The organism is Fusobacterium sp., assembly GCF_032477075.1.
Lineage (GTDB): Bacteria > Fusobacteriota > Fusobacteriia > Fusobacteriales > Fusobacteriaceae > Fusobacterium_A.
Map to the genome: position 1 here is coordinate 14,811 of NZ_JAWDXO010000020.1, position 18,482 is coordinate 33,292.

General features: G+C 29.3%; 18 protein-coding genes. 14 read left to right on the forward strand and 4 right to left on the reverse strand.

The window, feature by feature from the left end; genetic code table 11:
- The first annotated feature begins 35 nt into the window (after nt 1-35).
- The 4 genes from E6771_RS09380 (at nt 36) to E6771_RS09395 (ending at nt 5,827) form a co-directional block, all read left to right on the forward strand.
- A complete protein-coding gene (locus E6771_RS09380) occupies nt 36-716 on the forward strand; it encodes a toxin-antitoxin system YwqK family antitoxin (RefSeq protein ID WP_316091045.1) in 681 nt (226 codons plus the stop codon).
- 294 nt (nt 717-1,010) lie between these two features.
- On the forward strand, nt 1,011-1,751 hold the full coding sequence (locus E6771_RS09385; protein ID WP_316091047.1) for a DUF4184 family protein: 741 nt from the start codon (nt 1,011-1,013) through the stop codon (nt 1,749-1,751).
- A 48-nt stretch (nt 1,752-1,799) separates the two neighbouring features.
- Nucleotides 1,800-2,039, forward strand: a complete 240-nt coding sequence (locus tag E6771_RS09390; protein ID WP_316091048.1) for a hypothetical protein — start codon at nt 1,800-1,802, stop codon at nt 2,037-2,039.
- Nucleotides 2,040-2,494: 455 nt separating this feature from the next.
- Nucleotides 2,495-5,827, forward strand: a complete 3,333-nt coding sequence (locus E6771_RS09395) for an autotransporter outer membrane beta-barrel domain-containing protein (protein WP_316091049.1) — start codon at nt 2,495-2,497, stop codon at nt 5,825-5,827.
- Nucleotides 5,828-5,937: 110 nt separating this feature from the next.
- Here E6771_RS09395 and E6771_RS09400 read toward each other — a convergent pair whose 3' ends face one another.
- Nucleotides 5,938-6,369 (reverse strand): DUF523 domain-containing protein, encoded by a 432-nt coding sequence (locus E6771_RS09400; RefSeq protein ID WP_316091050.1) that lies wholly within the window; start codon nt 6,367-6,369, stop codon nt 5,938-5,940.
- 18 nt (nt 6,370-6,387) lie between these two features.
- Complete coding sequence (locus E6771_RS09405; protein WP_316091051.1) at nt 6,388-6,783, reverse strand: thioesterase family protein; 396 nt, start codon at nt 6,781-6,783, stop codon at nt 6,388-6,390.
- Between the two features lie 247 nt (nt 6,784-7,030).
- On the opposite strand from E6771_RS09405, the gene E6771_RS09410 reads away from it, so the two are divergent.
- The 7 genes from E6771_RS09410 to eis all read left to right on the forward strand — a co-directional run bounded on the left by E6771_RS09410 (nt 7,031) and on the right by eis (nt 14,759).
- Nucleotides 7,031-8,500, forward strand: coding sequence for a sigma-54 interaction domain-containing protein (locus E6771_RS09410; protein ID WP_316091052.1), 1,470 nt, complete (start codon nt 7,031-7,033; stop codon nt 8,498-8,500).
- A gap of 235 nt (nt 8,501-8,735) precedes the next feature.
- On the forward strand, nt 8,736-10,187 hold the full coding sequence (locus tag E6771_RS09415) for a 4-hydroxyphenylacetate 3-hydroxylase family protein (RefSeq protein WP_316091054.1): 1,452 nt from the start codon (nt 8,736-8,738) through the stop codon (nt 10,185-10,187).
- A gap of 3 nt (nt 10,188-10,190) precedes the next feature.
- On the forward strand, nt 10,191-10,469 hold the full coding sequence (locus E6771_RS09420; protein ID WP_316091055.1) for a NifU family protein: 279 nt from the start codon (nt 10,191-10,193) through the stop codon (nt 10,467-10,469).
- A 4-nt stretch (nt 10,470-10,473) separates the two neighbouring features.
- A complete protein-coding gene (locus E6771_RS09425) occupies nt 10,474-11,775 on the forward strand; it encodes an acetyl-CoA hydrolase/transferase family protein (protein WP_316091056.1) in 1,302 nt (433 codons plus the stop codon).
- Between the two features lie 12 nt (nt 11,776-11,787).
- Nucleotides 11,788-13,146, forward strand: a complete 1,359-nt coding sequence (locus E6771_RS09430) for a hypothetical protein (RefSeq protein WP_316091057.1) — start codon at nt 11,788-11,790, stop codon at nt 13,144-13,146.
- An 11-nt stretch (nt 13,147-13,157) separates the two neighbouring features.
- On the forward strand, nt 13,158-13,394 hold the full coding sequence (locus tag E6771_RS09435; protein ID WP_316091058.1) for a hypothetical protein: 237 nt from the start codon (nt 13,158-13,160) through the stop codon (nt 13,392-13,394).
- A gap of 201 nt (nt 13,395-13,595) precedes the next feature.
- Nucleotides 13,596-14,759, forward strand: coding sequence for an enhanced intracellular survival protein Eis (gene eis, locus E6771_RS09440; protein WP_316091059.1), 1,164 nt, complete (start codon nt 13,596-13,598; stop codon nt 14,757-14,759).
- A gap of 143 nt (nt 14,760-14,902) precedes the next feature.
- Here the strand turns inward: eis and E6771_RS09445 are convergent, their stop codons facing one another.
- Both E6771_RS09445 and ruvC read right to left on the reverse strand, forming a co-directional pair.
- Nucleotides 14,903-15,478 (reverse strand): nitroreductase family protein, encoded by a 576-nt coding sequence (locus E6771_RS09445; RefSeq protein ID WP_316091060.1) that lies wholly within the window; start codon nt 15,476-15,478, stop codon nt 14,903-14,905.
- Nucleotides 15,479-15,502: 24 nt separating this feature from the next.
- Nucleotides 15,503-16,075, reverse strand: a complete 573-nt coding sequence (gene ruvC / locus E6771_RS09450) for a crossover junction endodeoxyribonuclease RuvC (RefSeq protein WP_316091062.1) — start codon at nt 16,073-16,075, stop codon at nt 15,503-15,505.
- A 144-nt stretch (nt 16,076-16,219) separates the two neighbouring features.
- On the opposite strand from ruvC, the gene E6771_RS09455 reads away from it, so the two are divergent.
- The 3 genes from E6771_RS09455 to E6771_RS09465 all read left to right on the forward strand — a co-directional run bounded on the left by E6771_RS09455 (nt 16,220) and on the right by E6771_RS09465 (nt 18,450).
- Nucleotides 16,220-17,002 (forward strand): RNA polymerase sigma factor RpoD/SigA, encoded by a 783-nt coding sequence (locus tag E6771_RS09455; RefSeq protein WP_316091064.1) that lies wholly within the window; start codon nt 16,220-16,222, stop codon nt 17,000-17,002.
- A gap of 177 nt (nt 17,003-17,179) precedes the next feature.
- Entirely contained in the window at nt 17,180-18,073 is an 894-nt protein-coding gene (locus E6771_RS09460) for a M23 family metallopeptidase (protein ID WP_316091065.1), read from the forward strand.
- Entirely contained in the window at nt 18,013-18,450 is a 438-nt protein-coding gene (locus E6771_RS09465) for a polymer-forming cytoskeletal protein (RefSeq protein ID WP_316091067.1), read from the forward strand. Before E6771_RS09460 ends, E6771_RS09465 begins: the two co-directional genes overlap by 61 nt.
- Nucleotides 18,451-18,482: the final 32 nt, after the last annotated feature.

Sequence of the window (18,482 nt, forward strand, 5' to 3'; positions counted from 1 at the left end):
TAAAAAGTAAATAATGGACAATTGGAGGTTTAACTATGAAGTATATTATTCTGATCATCAGTTTTTTGATGATAGGATGTACAAATATAAAAAGTAATATTTCCCCTTCCTCTAAAGAAACTATAAAAACTTATTATGAAAATGGAAGTGTAGAATCTAAAATAATATATGTGGATAACAAGAAAAATGGAAAAATGACAAGTTATTTTGAAAATGGAAAAATTGCTGTAAAAGGATTTTTTAAAGATGATAAAAGAGATAAAAAATGGGTATTCTATAATGAGGAGAATGGAAAAATATCCAGCATTGAAAAATATGTAAATGGACAGCTCGATGGAGAACAGGTATATTATCATGATAACGGAAAAATAAAAGTAAAAGGTAATTATACTAATGGTAAAAGAAGCAGTTTCTGGGAAATGTTTGATGAAGAGGGAAAACTGGAAGTACAGAATATATTCATTGATGGAGAGAATATAATAAGTATAGGAATATATCAAAAAAATGGAAAACTTCTGTGTAATGGAAATGTTGTAAATCAATTAAGACAGGGAGAATGGAAGTATTTTGATGAAGAGGGAAATATAGCCTATATTGTAAATTATGAAAGAGGAATAAGAAATGGAGAGTGGCATGCATTTGATAGAAATGGAAACCCTCTAATGAATGGAATTTATAGAAATGGCAGAATAGTAGGAATTGATATAGAAGAATAAGATATCAAATTTTAATAAGAGAAAAATTTATATTGGGAAAAATGTAAAATTAGAGCTGTGTCATCTAGTGGATTTTCATTTTAAAATAAATAATTAATGAGAAAGTTATTTAGGAAAATCAAAATTTTAAGAGCTTTCTCATTTTTTATTGAAAATAAAATTTTTAAAATAATGATAAATCTGATATAGTAAAGAAGTGAAAAGTCTTTTCATAATAGAAATGGACTGTTTAGCAGACATAAACATTATTAATTTTATTTAAAACATAAATTTGAACATGGAAAGGAGAAATTAATGCCATTCACATTTTCACACCCTGCAATTATACTACCATTAAAAAAATTACCTAAAAAATATATATCAATGACAGGACTCATTGTGGGAAGTATAGCTCCTGATTTTGAATATTTTTTGAGAATGAAAAGTAAATACAGTCATACTATGAGTGGAATATTATGGTATGATTTACCTATGGGAATTTTTTTGGCTTTTCTTTTTCATAACTTAATCAAAGAAGCCTTAATTAATAATATGCCTCTTTTTTTAAAATCACGTTTTATAAATCTTAGAGATTTTAATTGGAATAATTATTTTAAATATAATTGGGGTATTGCCATAATTTCAATTATAATTGGAATATGTTCCCATATACTATGGGATGGATTTACCCATAGAACAGGTCATTTTGTAAAAATGTTTCCAGTATTGGAATCTTCTGTAAAATTATTTGGAACAAAAATACCTGTATATAGAGGTTTACAGCATATAAGTACTCTTATAGGAGGAATAGTAGTTATTAAAGCTATCATCGATCTTCCTACTGATACAAGCTGTATATCCCAAAAAGGTAAATATAAATATTGGGTTTTATTAATTTTTTTAACACCAATAATAATGTTTTGCGGACTTTCAAAGAGAATTCCTTATTATTCTTTCTGGCATGTAATAGTGAATTTTATTACAGCTTTTCTTCTTTCTCTAATATTAACCTCTTTTATATTTAGAGAAAAAGGAAAAAAATTAAAGGATAGCTAATTTAATTTTTGAAATACAAATAAATAAAGGAATTTCTGGAGGAAGTATATGGATAAAATATCAGAAACAAAAAAATTATTGAAATTAGTTAAAGACAATGTAGAGAAAATAGCAGAGGCTAGAGTGAAAAAAGATAAAAAAGAAATAAGCCAGATAAAAAAAGAAATAATACAGTACTATGATAACGTAATGGAGAAAATAGAGATATTTGAATCAAATGAGTTATGGCTGGAAGAGGTTATTGAAAGATTGAAATTAATATTGGAGGATACAGAAGTTTTAATATAAATAAGATAAACTTTATTTTTATTATTTCTCAATAATATAGAAGGCAGACATTAAGAAAGATGTTTTTGTTAATTTTATAAGGGTATTAGTTTTATTATAAACCATTATTTTTGCAAAAAATTTATTATAAATTTAAAATTTTTTAAGCTCATGTATTTTAGAAAAAGATCTAAAATTCATGAGCTTTTATAGTTATAGAAAAAATATAAATAATACATACAGAAAAGAGTATAGAACATTAAATTATTTTAAAATAAACTAAATTTGTTGCAGTTCTTATTTATGGATTTAAGAGAACATTTGATGGTTTTAAAGAAAGTTCAACAGTAATATTACTTTATAAACTTGGAAAATGTGAAATAAAATATTTATAATAAATGAATTTTTTTACAGAGTTAATATATATTTAAACTATATTAAAGCATTTTAAAATATCAATGGGAAGGAGAAATAATATGATAGAAAAAGTGATGAAGAGAGTAAAAAGGGGAAATAAAAAAAGAGGTATAAATATAACAATAGGGGCTATCATAGGACTAATATTATCATGTACAGCAGTGATGGGAGCAGATATTGAGATTGGACATAAAATAGATAATATGAATGATTCAGAATATGATTTTATAAATAATGGAGATATATCAGTTTCTAATTCCAGTGGAAATGCTTTAGGAGTATTTGTAAATTCCTCAACAATGAGAAATATATTAAATAACAAAAGTATAAATGCCATAGGTAATCTTGGCTGTGGAATATTTATAACTTCTTCAAAAGTGGAGGAGAATATAATAAATAATGGAACTATAAGTGCTGTTGGTACTAATGGGAGTAATGGAATAAATATAAATGGGAACTCAACAGTGGGAGATATAGTAAATAATGGGAATATAAATGTCATAGGTATAAGTAATGGAAATGTAAATGGTTATGGAATATACCTTGATAACTCAACAGTGGAAGAAATAATAAACAGTGGAAGTATAAATGTCATAGGTATAAGTAATGGAAACGCAAATGGTTATGGAATATACCTAGATAACTCAATAGTGGGAGAGATAAACAACAGTGGAATTATAATAGGTTATGGAAATTCTAGTTATAGTGGTGGTTATGGTTATGGAATATCCCTAATAGGTAATTCGTCAATAAAGGGAAATATAACCAATAGTGGAAGTATAGTAGGTTTTGGTTTTGGTTCTAGTGATGGTTACGGAATATATCTAACAGGGAACTCATCAATACAGAAATATATAATCAATAGTGGAAATATAGTAGGTTTTGGTTCTGGTTTTAATTCTAGTGATGGTTATGGAATATCTCTAAGAAGTGGTTTAGCAACAAAAGGAGGTATAAACAATAATGAGAGTATAATAGCTATGGGTAGTAGTAAGGGTTATGGAATTTATAATAAGAGTGCTATAGAAAACCTAACAAATACAGGGGTTATATTTGGAACTACTAATGCTGTAAAAAATGATAGAGGAGGCTCTATAATTTCAACAAACAACTATGGAATATTAGCAACAGAAGGAAGCTCAATAGTAACTGGGACAACAGTAAAAAATTCTGGACTGCTTATATCTGGAGCCACTGGGGTGGTAACAGCAGGAATTGAAGGGATAAAAAGAGTAGTAGTAGGGCATGATGAAGAAGATAACGAATTGATAAGAACAATGACTATAAAAAATGCTGTTATACAAGGTGGTTCAGGAATAACAACAGATAGTTTCATATTTTCAGGTAATTCTATAGAATTTGACAATTCAATACTAAATGGAAAAGATAAAACATTAAAAGTTTCAGATTCAGGAGAGATAAAAGGTTCTATAATCAATGCCTATGGAACAGCAGTTCTTTTTGATGGAGCAGATAATCAGCTTACACTGTCAGGAACAATAGTAAATGGTGGAATAGATGGAACTAATACCATAATAGGAAGTGATAATGGAGATACATTAATACTTCAATCTGGAGATATTACATACTTAAATGGTACAACAGATACTCAAAATACTATAATCAATGGAAATATAGATATGAAAGATGGAGATGATATCCTAACAATAAGAAAAGGAACAATAATTAATGGAACTCTTGATGGTGGACTTGGGAATGATACTTTAAATTTTGAAGCAGCTTTAAAAACAAGTTCAAATTCAGAGATAGAAAATAGAATAAATATTTTACATAATATTTCTGGTTTTGAAAATATGAATATAAATACAAATGTAACTCTATTTGAAACAACTTTTGACAGCAGTGGAAATTCTACAGATTTAAAAGTGACAGGTGCAAAAAATATAACAATAGGAGCAAATGGAGTACTTACTTTAAGAATAGATACAAATAAGGTAGATAGTTCAAGTGGAAAAGATAAAATTATAGGTCATGTACTCTATGGAAATAATGGAGTAATATCTTCAACAGGAGGAAAACTATTACTTGCTCTAAATGGAGCTAGAAATAAAAGCATAATAAGTTTTGGAGATACTAAATTAGGTAACAGTTTAGTAACAGGAAATGAAGCAAAATATCAGGAAGATGTAACTTTTGATACAACATCACTGCTTCATTCTGTAAAGAGAGTAGAAGGAGAAAATGAAATAGAAGTTACAGCTAAAGTTAATCTTCCTGCAAAACCAATTAATCCAGATAATATAACATATGAAAAATTAAATAAGATATATCATAGTATTATTTCAGTAGATGAATTAGAAAACTTTGATGTAGATGATGATGAAAAATTGTCATTATTCTTAGGATATCTAAATGATATTTATGCAGGAAATCCATATTCATATTCAAGTGAACTTTCAAGAAAATCAATGGGAATGTTTAAAGATATAGTGACAGAAAACCAGTTCAAAGCAGATACAGGAAAATGGATGATATATGGAGGGTTAACTCATATAGATGGGGGAACAAAAGATACATACTATGGAAAAGGATATTACTCATATGATATAGGAAGTTCAGATATAGACGCAGATACAAAAATCACAGGAGCATATATACTTGGTGAATATGGAATATCTGATACATTGACTTCTGGAGTGATAGTTGGAGGAAATAAACTTAAATCTGACTTATCTAATGGTTCAAAAGTAGATGGAGATGCGCTGTATTTGGGAGCTTATGCTAAGAAGTATGTAGGGAATCTAAAAGTAACAGCAGGACTGGGCTTACAGTATGGAGATTATGATGTGGACAGACTGGGAGTAAACAGAGTAGCTTCTGATGAAACAAAAGCAGTAATGAAATATTCAGATAACTATAATGACATATCATATGATATCTACCTGAATGGAAGATACTCTAATCCAATAGGAGATAACTTATTCCTAGAACCATATGGAACACTGTCATATACATATATAGACCAAGATGGAGCAGATGAAGGAAACAAAGCTCTGGCTATAGAAACAGATTCAAAATCATTTGATTATACATCAGCTAAAGTAGGGGTTGATCTTAAAAAAGTGATACCACATGAAAAAGGAAAAAGTACATTGTCAGCTGGGGTAAGCTACACAAGAATACTTAGTGGTGCAGGAGAGGAACATATTACAGGAAGATTTAAAGGTGGAACAGACTTTGATATACTGGTAGCTCATAAGAATGAACATAATATAGGGGTAAATGCAAAATATGACCTTGAGCTTGAAAATGGAATACTATTTGATGTAAAAGGAAGTTATGCAGTAGAAAGAGATTCAAATAACAACTCTGGTAAAAACAAAACTAAAGGTGAATGGATAGTTGGAATAGGACTAGGGTATGAGTTCTAATAACAAAAATTAATATTGAAAAAATTTAAAAAATTTAAAATAATAAATTAAGAATATTAAAATATATACTAAAAAAGCCAGAAGAATATATATTCTTCTGGACTTTTTAATTATAAAAATATTTTGTTTATTCTAGATTCTCCAGTTACTTTTATTCCATTTTTTATAAGTAAATCAGCAGTAGCTCCATTTCCAGTTACAAGTGTTTTTGAAAAAGTACCATCATAAATTTTTCCACAGCCACAAGAGGGACTTCTTTCTTTTAAGATAGCAGCACTGCAATTATATAGTTTAGCTAACTTAAGAACTTCCTCAGCTCCCTTTAAATACTCTTTTGTGACATCTGCTCCAGTTTTTGTGATAATTTTATCTTCTTGTATTTCAGCTGGGTCACGTGGAGTAGGAAGTCCTCCAAGCTGTTCTGGGCATACTGGGATAAGTTCATGCTCTTTTAACAGTTTTTCTATATCTTTTTTCAGTTCGCCTTTCCCATTATAACGGCATTCTACACCTAGCATACAGGCACTGACCAGTATCTTCATAATAATCCTCCTAAATCACTAAGCCAGAGCTTCAACTTTATCTTTGAAACCTTGAGGAACTCTTTTTATTTTCTTAGCTGCATAATCATAACATACAAGCATAGTGTATCCATTGATAACTTTCTCTCCAGCATTGTTATATATTTCATAATGGCAAGTAAAATTAATTTTTTCTATTTCTACTTTAGTTATTCTTATTTCTATTTCATCATTTAAAAACAGTTCTTTATTATATTCAACGTATCCATTTTTTTGAATAACACCAATTCCATCACCTAAATCTAATTCTGTAAATCCAAGAGATTCAAAGAATGCCATTCTTGAAAACTGAAAGAAAAGAAGAGCTCTTTCATTTCCAACATGACCTCCATAGTTTATATCCTCTTGCACTATTTTATATTTGTATGAAAACATTTTACCTCCTAAGAAATCTTATTAAATTTAATCTCAATATAATAATTATATTATAAAAATCATAATAAAGAAAGAGATTAAAGAAAATGAAAATAAAATAGATAGAATAAATTAATATAAAATCAAATTTTAAGCAATATATAAAATTTTGAGATAGATAAAGATAAATTAAAAACATTGACAATAAAAGAAATTAAAGTATAAAATTGAGTTGGAAGGAAAATACATATATACTAAGGAGAAAGGAATGGGGAAAAAAGGATATGGATTTTTATTCAAAGAAAAAAAAGAAACGCAATCTTTAAAAGATGAAATTATAGAAAATAGATATATCAATAAAATGATGAAATCTATAATTGATTCATCTTATGATGGAATCTATGTAACTGATGGAGAGGCAAATACTCTTTTGGTAAATAAATCTTATGGTAGAATAACAGGTCTGAACATAGAAGAATTGATTGGGAAAAATATGAAAGACCTGGTAGCAGCAGGAGTATATGATAATTCAGGGTCTCTTGTAGTAATAGAAACGGGAAAAGAAGCTACAGTGAATCAAAAATTATCTTCTGGCAAGGAAGTACTGGTTACAAGTGTACCTGTTTTAGATGAAGATGGAACAAGAAAATATATAGTAACTAATGTAAGAGATTTATCAGATATAGAAAGGTTAAGAAGAGAACTTTTTTTGAATCAAAATTTGACTCAGAAGTATAAAGATGAGCTGGAAAATATGAAAGAGCAGCTTGTGGATATAGATGATATAACATTTAAGGATAAATCTATGTTCAATACATTAAAAATGATATTGAAAATATCAAAGATGGATACTTCTGTACTTCTCACAGGGGAAACAGGAACTGGAAAAACTCATATAGCTAAATTGATACATAAATACAGCAATAGAAGTGAACAGACATTTATTGAGATAAATTGTGGAGCTATACCAGAAAGTCTCATTGAATCAGAATTTTTTGGATATGAGGCAGGAGCTTTTACTGGAGCATCTAAAAAAGGAAAAATGGGAGTTTTTGAACTTGCAAATAATTCAACTTTGTTTTTAGATGAAATATCAGAATTAAATATAGATTTACAGGTAAAATTACTTAAAGTCTTAGAAAGTCTTGAAGTAAGACGGATAGGTGGAGAAAGGGTTATTCAGACAAATGCAAGAATAATAGCTGCTACAAACAGAGATTTGAGAGAATTAGTAAAAGAAGGGAAATTTAGAGAGGATTTATATTATAGATTGAATGTAATATCCATAAATATACCACCTTTAAAAGAAAGAAAAGATGATATAATTCCATTATGTCTGAGATTTTTAAAAGAATTTAATAAAAAATATAATATTGAAAAATTTTTCAGTCAGGAAATAATAGAAGTTTTTTATAGATATCATTGGCCTGGCAATATAAGAGAAATGAAAAATCTTATTGAACAGTTGGTAATTATATCTCAAGGAAATGAAATAACTACAGATTATCTGCCAAAATATATTTTTCAAAAAGGAACTTTGGATATTTTAGATGAAAAAACTGATGGAGCAGATGAGTTCTATCAGTATCATAAAATGAGTTTAAAAGAGGCTACTCTAAAATTTCAGCAAAATCTTATTAAAAATATGCTTAAAGAAAAAGGATCTCAAAGACAGGTTGCAAAAGCATTACAGGTAGATCCTGCAACAATTACAAGAAAACTTACAGGTTTAGAATAATTTTACTTATAAATCATGTTTATATTGCAAAAATGCAATTAATTGCAAAAATGCAAAACTTTATAAAAACTGTATTGAAAAAATGCAATACAGTTTTTTTTAATTCTTTTTGTAAAGATATCAAGTGTTAATTTGAGAAGATTTCATAAAAATAGAAAAATATATTTTATTGGCAGATGAATTGCTTACTACATATATTAAGGAATCAAAATAAATTTAAAGGGAAGTGATTTGTATGGCTTTAAAAACACCTCAGGAGTATTTGGATAGTTTAAGAAAATTAAATTTAGAAGTTTATCTTTTTGGAGAAAGGGTAAAGGATCCTGTTGATAATCCAATTATCAGACCATCTTTAAATTCAGTAATAATGACTTATGAACTTGCACAAGATCCTAAATATGCTGATCTTATGATAGTTGATTCTCATATGACAGGAGAAAAAATTAACAGATTTACACATATTCATCAAAGCACTAGTGATCTTGTAAAAAAAGTAAAAATGCAAAGATTATTAGGACAAAAAACTGCTGCTTGTTTCCAGCGTTGTGTAGGAATGGATGCTTTTAATGCAGTATATAGTACTACTTATGAAACAGATCAGAAATATGGAACAGAATATCATACAAGATTTAAAAAATTTCTTGAGTATGTACAAAGAGAAGATTTGACAGTGGATGGAGCTATGACTGATCCTAAAGGAGATAGAGGGCTTTCGCCATCAAAACAAGAAGATCCAGATTTATTTCTTCATATAGTTGAAAAAAGAGAAGATGGAATAGTAGTAAAAGGAGCAAAGGTGCATCAGACAGGAATAGTAAATTCTCACGAAGTACTTGTAATGCCGACTATATCTATGATGGAAGAAGATAAAGAATATGCAGTAGCTTTCTCAGTACCTACTGATACAAAAGGAATAAAAATTATTTATGGAAGACAATCGTGTGATACAAGAAAACTTGAAGAAGGAACATTAGATAGGGGGAATCCTAAATTTGGAGGACATGAAGCTCTAGTTATTTTTGATGATGTATTTGTACCAACTGAACGTATATTTATGTGTGAAGAATATGACTTTTCTGGAATGCTTGTAGAAAGATTTGCAGGATTCCACAGACAAAGTTATGGTGGATGTAAAGTAGGTGTTGGAGATGTACTTATTGGAGCAGCAGCACTTATTTCAGATTATAATGGAACAAAAAAAGCATCTCATATAAAAGATAAAATAATTGAAATGATACATTTAAATGAAACTTTATATTGTGCTGGAATTGCATGTTCAAGTGAAGGACATCCAACAATGGCTGGGTCATATGAAATAGATATGCTTCTTGCAAATATATGTAAACAAAATGTAACAAGATTTCCATATGAGATAGCAAGATTAGCTGAAGATATTGCTGGAGGATTATTTGTAACTATGCCTTCAGAAAAAGATTACAGAGATCCAGTATTAGGAGGATATATAGAAAAATATCTGAAAGGAGTAGCAGCAGTACCTACAATAGATAGAATGAAAGTACTTAGACTCATAGAAAATCTTACATTGGGAACAGCAGCAGTAGGATACAGAACTGAATCTATGCATGGAGCTGGATCACCTCAGGCACAAAGAATTATGATAAGCAGACAGTCTAATCTTGAAGTTAAAAAACAGCTTGTAAAAGATATACTTGATATTAAAGGGTAGTTTATGAGAGAAATAGAAAAGTTTTTAGATAAGGAGATAAGACCAGAACTGCGTAAACATAATGGAGATATATCCATTGAAGAATATGATGAAAAAAATAGCAAATTAGTTTTAAGATTGATGGGGCAGTGTTGTACCTGCCCTCATTCAATAGATACCAGTGAAAATTTTATAAAAATCAGTGTGAGAGAAAAGTTTCCAGAAATAAAAATATTACATGTGAATGCTGGAGCTTCAAAAGAATTCATAGAGATAGCTAAAGCATATTTAAGGGGGAAATAAATTTATGAATTGGAGAGATGAGTACAGGAAAAAAGTGTGCTTTCCAGAGGAAGCTGTGAAGAAAATAAAATCAGACAGCCGTGTAGTTATATGTCATGCAGCTGGAGAACCACAAACATTGGTAGATGCAATGGTACATAATTATATGGAATATAAAAATGTTGAAATTGTTCATATGGTAGCTCTTGGAAAATGTGAATATATGAAACCAGAAATGGAAGGACATTTCAGACATAATGGACTTTTTTTAGGAGGAGGAACCAGAGATGTTATAAATGCAGGAAATGGTGATTATACAACATCATTCTTTTTTGAAATACCCAAATTATTTAAAAAAGGTGGAACACTTCCAGTGGATATAGCCTTAATCCAAGTATCTCCACCTGATGAACATGGATACTGCAGTATGGGAATAACTTGTGATTATACAAAAGCAGCAGCTGAAAATGCAAAATGTGTAATAGCTCAGGTAAATAAATTTATGCCAAGAGTGCTAGGAGATAATTTTATACATATATCAGAAATAGATGTAATAGTAGAGAAAGATGAACCTATAATTATTTTAAATCCGCCTAAAATAGGAGATATTGAAAGAAAGATAGGAGAATACTGTGCAAGTTTAATAAATGATGGAGATACTTTGCAATTAGGAATAGGAGCTATACCTGATGCAGTACTTACATTTCTAAAAAATAAAAAAGATTTAGGTATACATTCAGAAATGATATCTGATGGAGTTGTAGAATTAGTAGAGGCAGGGGTTATAAATAACAGTAAAAAAACTCTGCATAAGGGTAAATCAATAGTAAGTTTTCTTATGGGAACTAGAAAATTATATGATTATGTAGATGATAATCCAAGTGTAGAAATACATCCTGTAGATTATGTAAATGATCCAAGAGTTATATCAAAAAATGAAAATATAGTTTCTATTAACTCAGCTATACAAGTAGATCTAATGGGGCAGGTAAATGCTGAAACTATTGGAACAAAACAATTCAGTGGAACTGGTGGTCAGGTAGATTTTGTGAGAGGAACAGCATTCGCTTTAAATGGAAAATCAATAATAGCAGTACCTTCAACAGCTTCTAAAGGAAAAGTTTCAAGAATAACTGCTTATTTAGACGAAGGAGCAGCTGTAACAACTTCAAGAAATGATGTACAGTATATAATTACTGAATATGGTATTGCTGATCTGAAAGGAAAGACTTTGAGAGAAAGAGCAAAAGAACTTATAAAAATAGCTCATCCTAATTTCAGAGAGGAATTGACTCAAGAGGCACTAAAAAAATTTAAAACAATTTAGGAGGGGAAAAGTATGGCAATTAAGAGAGAATACGGACAGGAACAACCATATACTCCACTGGGGATATTTAAGCTGAGGCTGCCTTTTATCCATTATAAATGGGAATGGTCAGAAGCTATGCAGGCAATACTTATGTGTGCTACTTGTCTTGGTGCTATTCCTATATTGACAGAACATCTTGGAATATCTTTTGAGCTTGCATGGTCTATGGTAATAATAAATGGAATACTATACAATCTTCATGCTCTTCTTGGAGATCCAGTAGTACCTGGTTGGATAACTCCTTCTATTCCTTTGACAATAGTTTATCTTTCTAAATTTACTATTGGATTAGACAGAATACATGCTCTTATAGCATTACAGATATTAGTTGCATGTATATTTATAATAATGGGGATAACAGGACTGGCTGGAAAACTTATGGGAATAATACCAGTATCTATTAAATCCGGAATATTATTGGGAGCAGGATTTGCAGCAGTGGTTGGGGAATTTAGTGCAAAAGGAAGATTTAATCTTTATCCTATATCAATAGCTTTTGGAGGATTGTTCTCTTTTTACCTTCTTTTCTCAGTAAAATTTAGAGATTTAAGAAAAAGAAATAAACTGGCAGATGCCTTTGGTAAATATGGAATGCTTCCAGCAATTTTTTTGAGTATAATAATAAGTCCATTGGTAAAGGAACTTCCATTTCCTAAAATAGAAATAGGATCAGTTATAAAAATACCTGAAATTGGAAATATATTGAGAGAGGTTAGTATATTTGGTGTAGGAATTCCTAAAATGGCATTTTTTATAAGTGCTGTACCTATGGCAATAATGATATATATAATTGCATTTGGAGATTTTGTTACAAGTAGTGCCTTGATAAATGAAGCTGATGAAGTAAGGCAGGATGAAAAAATAGATTTTAATTCTAATCGTTCTAATCTTATCAGCGGACTTAGAAATATAATTCAAGCAGTATTAATTCCATATGTTCCTATGTGCGGACCATTATGGGCAGCAGTTACGGCTTCTGTTTCACAGAGATATAAAGAGGGAAGAGAAGCTATGGACTCTATATATGGAGGGGTAGGAACATTTAGAATAATGACTTGTGTATCAGTTGCATTGATACCAATAGTTTCATTAGTACAGCCTATACTTCCAGTGGCGCTTTCTCTTACTATGTTAGTTCAGGGGTATATCTGTACAAGACTTGCTATGTCTATGTGTGAATCTGAACTGGATATGGGAATAGCTGGAGTAATGGCAGCAGTACTTGCAACAAAAGGAGCAGCATGGGGAATGGGGATAGGTATTATTCTTCATCTACTTCTTGCAAATGTAAAAAATAAGCAAGTTAAAGCAGCAGAAGTTCAAGAATAAGGAATCTAAACATGGAGATTAGATTTTGTGGAGGCTGTAATCCATTATATAATAGAGAAAAATTATATGAAAAACTAAAATTTTTAACATTAAATGAAGAAGTTATAATAATATTGAATGGTTGCCAAAGAGGATGTGTAAAAATTTTAGAAAATAAAAATGTGATAAATGTACAGGAATGGCTGGTACATACAGGTAAATTTGATGAAGAAGAAATATTGAAATGGATAATGGGAAAAGTAAAATAATGTGAGAGGGATATTTCCAGAGTTAAATCCCAGCAGGCTTTGGAAGTATCACTCTCTATTTTTAATTGTTTTATTTTCTGTAATATTTTTTTATGAAATAGAAATATTTTTGATTGATTTTTTTCATATATTATATAGATTTTTTTCTGTATATTATTTATAATATAAGAAGTAAGAGCTTGCAGCATAAAGGAGTATAATATGGAAATAAGATATGGAAATGAGAATGATAGAATAAAAGCTGAATATATATGGAAAGAATGCTTTACAGACAGTGAAAACGAAGTTAATTTTTATTTTAATGAAATATATAAAAAAGAGAATTTCTTACTATTGGAAGATGGTAATAATGAAATAAAAGCTTCACTTCATGAAAATCCATATGAAATAATAATAAATAACGAAAAACTTTCATCATTTTATATAGTAGGAGTAGCTGTTTCACCTCAATATAGAGGTAGAGGATATATGGGAGAGCTTATAAGATATAGTTTGAGAAATGCCAAAGAAAAAGGACTGGATTTTGTTTTTCTCAGTCCAATAAATACTGAAATATATAAAAAATATGGGTTTGGATATATGAGCAGTCTGGAAAAATATACTATATCTATAGAAAATATACCTTTTGACAAAATAGATGGAGCATATAAAATAAAGAAAGTATACGATGAAAGGAATCTCTATGAAGATTTAACAAAAGTATACAATAAAAAAATGAAAGATAATTTTGCATATTTAAAAAGAGACGAAAGTTATTATAAAAGAAATTTAAAAGAGATAGAAAATGAAAATGGAGATATTTATATATTTTACTTTGGAATTGAACCAGCTGGATATATTTCATTTTACAAAAGAGAAGAAAATATTGAAATAAGAGAATTTTTTGGACTAGATAGAAAAGTAACTGAATCAATGTATGCTTTTATAAAAACATATAAAGAGTATTATTCTGAATTAAGAATGAAAGCTCCTATTTGCAGTAATATGAATTTTTATATTCATAATCAAGTGTCTATGAAAAAGAATCAATTTCCATTTATAATGGGAAGAGTAGTCAATGCAGAAAATATGCTGAAAAGGCTTCATATAAAAGATATTGAGTTGAAAATATCTATTGTTGATAAAATAATAGAGGAAAACCATGGAGTATATGAAATTACTTCAGATGGTAATCTTATTAAGAAAAAAGAGACAGAGTATGATATGGAAATAGATATATCAGATTTTAATCAGCTGATATTTGGATATTTTTCTCTGGAAGAAATGCTGGAACTGGAAAGAGTAAAAATAAATACATTAGAGAAAACTGAAGAAATAAAAAAGATATTTCCTAGACAGAAAGTCTATATTCAGGAATATCAATAAAACAAAAAAGCTGGCAGGTTTTATATGACTGTCAGCTTTTTTGTTAATAAGTAAAAATTAAAATACTTTTAAAAAGAAAGGATTTGTATAATCATTGTATAATAACTTATTAAAAAAGTCAACAATTATTTTTAAAATATTTTTTATTTATTTCCTATTATGATTTCATTAAGAGATAATTTAGGAACAAAGTGGTTATTGAGAGTATCTCTATAATATTTTGTATCTTTATTTTCTGCTGCTACTATTTTAACCTTATCTTTTGGTTCTCCTAAAGCAAGAATAAAATAGGATTTGTATTTTTCTGGAAGAGCAATTATTCTTTCTACCTCTTTTTTATTATAAGCTCCAATAATACATCCACCAAATCCCATTTCAGAAGCACATAAAAGCATATTTTGAGAAGCTATTCCCATATCAAAATGCAATAGAGATTCAGAAGTCTGAGTAAGAGGATCACAGGCACAGAGAATAACATAAGCTCTTGGAGATTCTTCAACTACAGGATTCCAGCTGACAGCAGCAGCCCATTTAATTTGTTCAAATATTTCATCACATAATTTTTTGTCAGTAACACAAAAAAATCTTATAGATTGTGAGTTCTTAGCTGAAGCACCAAGTCTTGCTCCCTCAACTATTTTAGATAATTCAGTTTTTGTTAATGGTTTGTCAGTAAAACTTCTGTGTGAACGTACATTTTCTAAAGCCTTTAAAATCATAACACCCTCCTAAGTTTATTTATTTTATCTGTTTAAAATAAGGTCTCTGTATTCTTTAGCAGTAAGCTTTTCTTTTGGCAAAGCTTTTGTACTGATAGTAGAAGCTAAAGTCTTTCCAAAATAGTTGCTGTTTAATGAATTTATATGAGTGATAGCTATGGCTAATGCATCTGCTGCATCATCAGGCTTTGGGAGTTCTTTCATGCCTAAAAACTTTTGAACCATAAGCTGTACCTGTTTTTTTTCAGCTTTTCCATATCCAGTTATTCCAGTTTTAACTTGTAAGGGAGTATACCCATGTATCTTTAATCCATTCTGTTTTCCGCATAAGAGGAGGACACCTCTAGCCTGGCCAACTGAAATTACAGTTTTGTTATTTTTAAAGAAAAAAAGTTCTTCTATTGCCATATGCTGTGGGTTATATTTTTTTATGAGATTACCAAGTTTTTCATAAATTTGACAAAGTCTTTCTTCCATAAGAGTATCTTTATCAGTATAAAAACATCCATAATCTATTACTTTAAATTTACTTTCTTCATAATCAATTACACCAAATCCCACTATTGCTGTTCCTGGATCAATTCCCAGTACTCTCATTAAAAATCACCTCTCTAATTAAAGTGTAACATATTTGATTTTATTTTTCTATTAAATAAAAAATATAAAAAAAAATAAAGGAATCTTTTCAATTATATAGTATATGTTTTATGTAAAGTATAACTTAAAAAAGGGTGGTAAAAAATGCTGGATATTTCTGAATATATAAAAGACATAAGTCTATATCCCCTTTTGACACCTGAAGAAGAAAGGGATATTTCAATAAAAGCAAGAGCTGGAGATAAGGATTCTCAGGAAAAATTAGTGACATCCAATCTCAGACTGGTTATCAGTATAGCTAGAAAATATACAAATGTAGGAATACCAATACTTGATTTAATACAAGAAGGTAATATGGGGTTGATAAGAGCTGTTGAGAAATATGAGCCAAACAAAAATATAAGATTTTCTACTTATTCCACATTCTGGATAAAACAGAGTATACTTAGATATATAACATCAAGCAGGGGACTTATTAGATTTCCTTCATATATATATGATGGCATATCAAGAATGAAAAAATATGTACAGGATTATAAAAATAAAAATTCACATTTTCCTTCTATTGATGAGATATGCAGCAGTCTGGATATGAAAAAAAAGGAGGCTGAAAGATATATTGAAGTATTAGAAAAGGGAAATGGAATAGGAAATGAAATGTATGGAGAAATAGCAGAATACTGCAGCAATATAATTTATGATGATACTTTTGAAGACAAAGTTATTGCTAAAAATTCAAAAGCTGATTTAATGAAAAAAGTAAATAAACTTCCACCAAAAGAAAGAGAGGTTCTAATATATAGATATGGATTGCTGGATGAAAAAGTACTTACTTTAGGGGAAATAGGAGAGCGAATGAATCTTACTAAAGAGAGAATAAGGCAGATACAATTAGAGGCAATTGGTAGACTAAGAGAAACATTATAAAAAAATAAAAATTATACAATGGGTGTTTTATAACTTAAAACCCCATTTTTTTGTACCATTATGGAGAAAAATAGTAAAGTTTAAAAGCAAAAACGATTGACAGATACTGTTAAAAATTATAGAATCATTAGTGTGTGTCGAAATAACAAATCAGTATGAAAAGGGGAAGAAATACATTTGAAAAATAGATTTTATATAAGTATAACTGACTTCAGAGGAGTAAAATGCTATTCTTTTGATAAAATAATAAAAAAATATCTTTTTGTAGTTGGAAGCCTTTTCTTTACAGGACTTGTTTTGCTTGTAATAATGATCTTTGTCTTGAAAGATAAAGTAGATGAATACAGCTATTTCAAACTTGAAAATGAAAAACTTTACACTCAAATAGAAGAAAATAGAAGAAATCTGGAAGAAAAAAATCTAGAACTTGAAAATATAAGTGAGAAAATAACAGAGATTGAAAGACTTATGGGAGAAGATACTGTTGCTAATTCAGTAAATCTTAATGAGATTGAAAGATTAGATTTGACTAAGTTAAATATAATAGATAAGAAATATCTTCTTCAAATGATTCCCAACGGGAATCCGATAGCACCATTTAAAGGATATTCAAGTGGATTTGGAGGAAGATTCCATCCTGTATTAGAACAGAGAAAATTTCATTATGGATTGGATTTTGTAGCTAAAGTAGGTACAGATATATTGGCACCTGGAGATGGTATAGTAGAGTATGCAGGCTTTAATTCAGGTGGTTTTGGAAATCTTATTATACTATCACATAACTTTGGATTTAAAACATATTTTGCTCATCTAAATGAGATAGATGTAAGTGTGGGAGATTTCATAACTAAGGGAACTGTAATTGGAAAATCAGGAAATACTGGAAGATCAAGTGGCCCTCATCTGCATTATGAAATACACTATCTTGGAAAAAGGATGGATCCAAAGAATTTTGCAAAATGGAGTCTAGAGAATTATGACTATATATTTAAAAACGAAAAGGGGGTAAAATGGCAATCTTTAATAGAAATGACAAAGTTGCAGACACAGATTATTCAACAAAAGAATTAACTAAAGTATCTCAGGGAACTTCATTCACAGGAGATGTAGTAAGTGAATGTAATCTGCTTATTGATGGGGAAATCAATGGAAATATACTTTCAAAAGCATCAGTTACAATTGGAGCTAAAGGGAAAGTAGAAGGTAAAATAGCAGCTTCAAAAATTATTATAAGCGGTTTTTTCAAAGGAGAATTAGAAGGGGAGACTGTTGAACTTTCATCTACAAGTAATGTAATAGGGGATATCATCAGTGACAAACTTGTAATAGAAGATGGAGGAAACTTTGAAGGATACAGCAAGAAAAGAAAATCCAATGAATATCTGAGCATGAAAGAAGATGAAGAAGAAAAAGTAAACTCATATGATGACAAAGAAGAAGATGAATAATCAAACATTAACAGGTGATATTTTTTATCACC

What these genes read in the sequence shown, in the direction of transcription:
- E6771_RS09380 (WP_316091045.1), top strand. Translation starts at nt 36, where the DNA reads ATGAAGTATATTATTCTGATCATCAGTTTTTTGATGATAGGATGTACA.
- E6771_RS09385 (WP_316091047.1), top strand. Translation starts at nt 1,011, where the DNA reads ATGCCATTCACATTTTCACACCCTGCAATTATACTACCATTAAAAAAA.
- E6771_RS09390 (WP_316091048.1), top strand. Translation starts at nt 1,800, where the DNA reads ATGGATAAAATATCAGAAACAAAAAAATTATTGAAATTAGTTAAAGAC.
- E6771_RS09395 (WP_316091049.1), top strand. Translation starts at nt 2,495, where the DNA reads ATGATAGAAAAAGTGATGAAGAGAGTAAAAAGGGGAAATAAAAAAAGA.
- E6771_RS09400 (WP_316091050.1), bottom strand. Translation starts at nt 6,369, where the DNA reads ATGAAGATACTGGTCAGTGCCTGTATGCTAGGTGTAGAATGCCGTTAT.
- E6771_RS09405 (WP_316091051.1), bottom strand. Translation starts at nt 6,783, where the DNA reads ATGTTTTCATACAAATATAAAATAGTGCAAGAGGATATAAACTATGGA.
- E6771_RS09410 (WP_316091052.1), top strand. Translation starts at nt 7,031, where the DNA reads ATGGGGAAAAAAGGATATGGATTTTTATTCAAAGAAAAAAAAGAAACG.
- E6771_RS09415 (WP_316091054.1), top strand. Translation starts at nt 8,736, where the DNA reads ATGGCTTTAAAAACACCTCAGGAGTATTTGGATAGTTTAAGAAAATTA.
- E6771_RS09420 (WP_316091055.1), top strand. Translation starts at nt 10,191, where the DNA reads ATGAGAGAAATAGAAAAGTTTTTAGATAAGGAGATAAGACCAGAACTG.
- E6771_RS09425 (WP_316091056.1), top strand. Translation starts at nt 10,474, where the DNA reads ATGAATTGGAGAGATGAGTACAGGAAAAAAGTGTGCTTTCCAGAGGAA.
- E6771_RS09430 (WP_316091057.1), top strand. Translation starts at nt 11,788, where the DNA reads ATGGCAATTAAGAGAGAATACGGACAGGAACAACCATATACTCCACTG.
- E6771_RS09435 (WP_316091058.1), top strand. Translation starts at nt 13,158, where the DNA reads ATGGAGATTAGATTTTGTGGAGGCTGTAATCCATTATATAATAGAGAA.
- eis (WP_316091059.1), top strand. Translation starts at nt 13,596, where the DNA reads ATGGAAATAAGATATGGAAATGAGAATGATAGAATAAAAGCTGAATAT.
- E6771_RS09445 (WP_316091060.1), bottom strand. Translation starts at nt 15,478, where the DNA reads ATGATTTTAAAGGCTTTAGAAAATGTACGTTCACACAGAAGTTTTACT.
- ruvC (WP_316091062.1), bottom strand. Translation starts at nt 16,075, where the DNA reads ATGAGAGTACTGGGAATTGATCCAGGAACAGCAATAGTGGGATTTGGT.
- E6771_RS09455 (WP_316091064.1), top strand. Translation starts at nt 16,220, where the DNA reads ATGCTGGATATTTCTGAATATATAAAAGACATAAGTCTATATCCCCTT.
- E6771_RS09465 (WP_316091067.1), top strand. Translation starts at nt 18,013, where the DNA reads ATGGCAATCTTTAATAGAAATGACAAAGTTGCAGACACAGATTATTCA.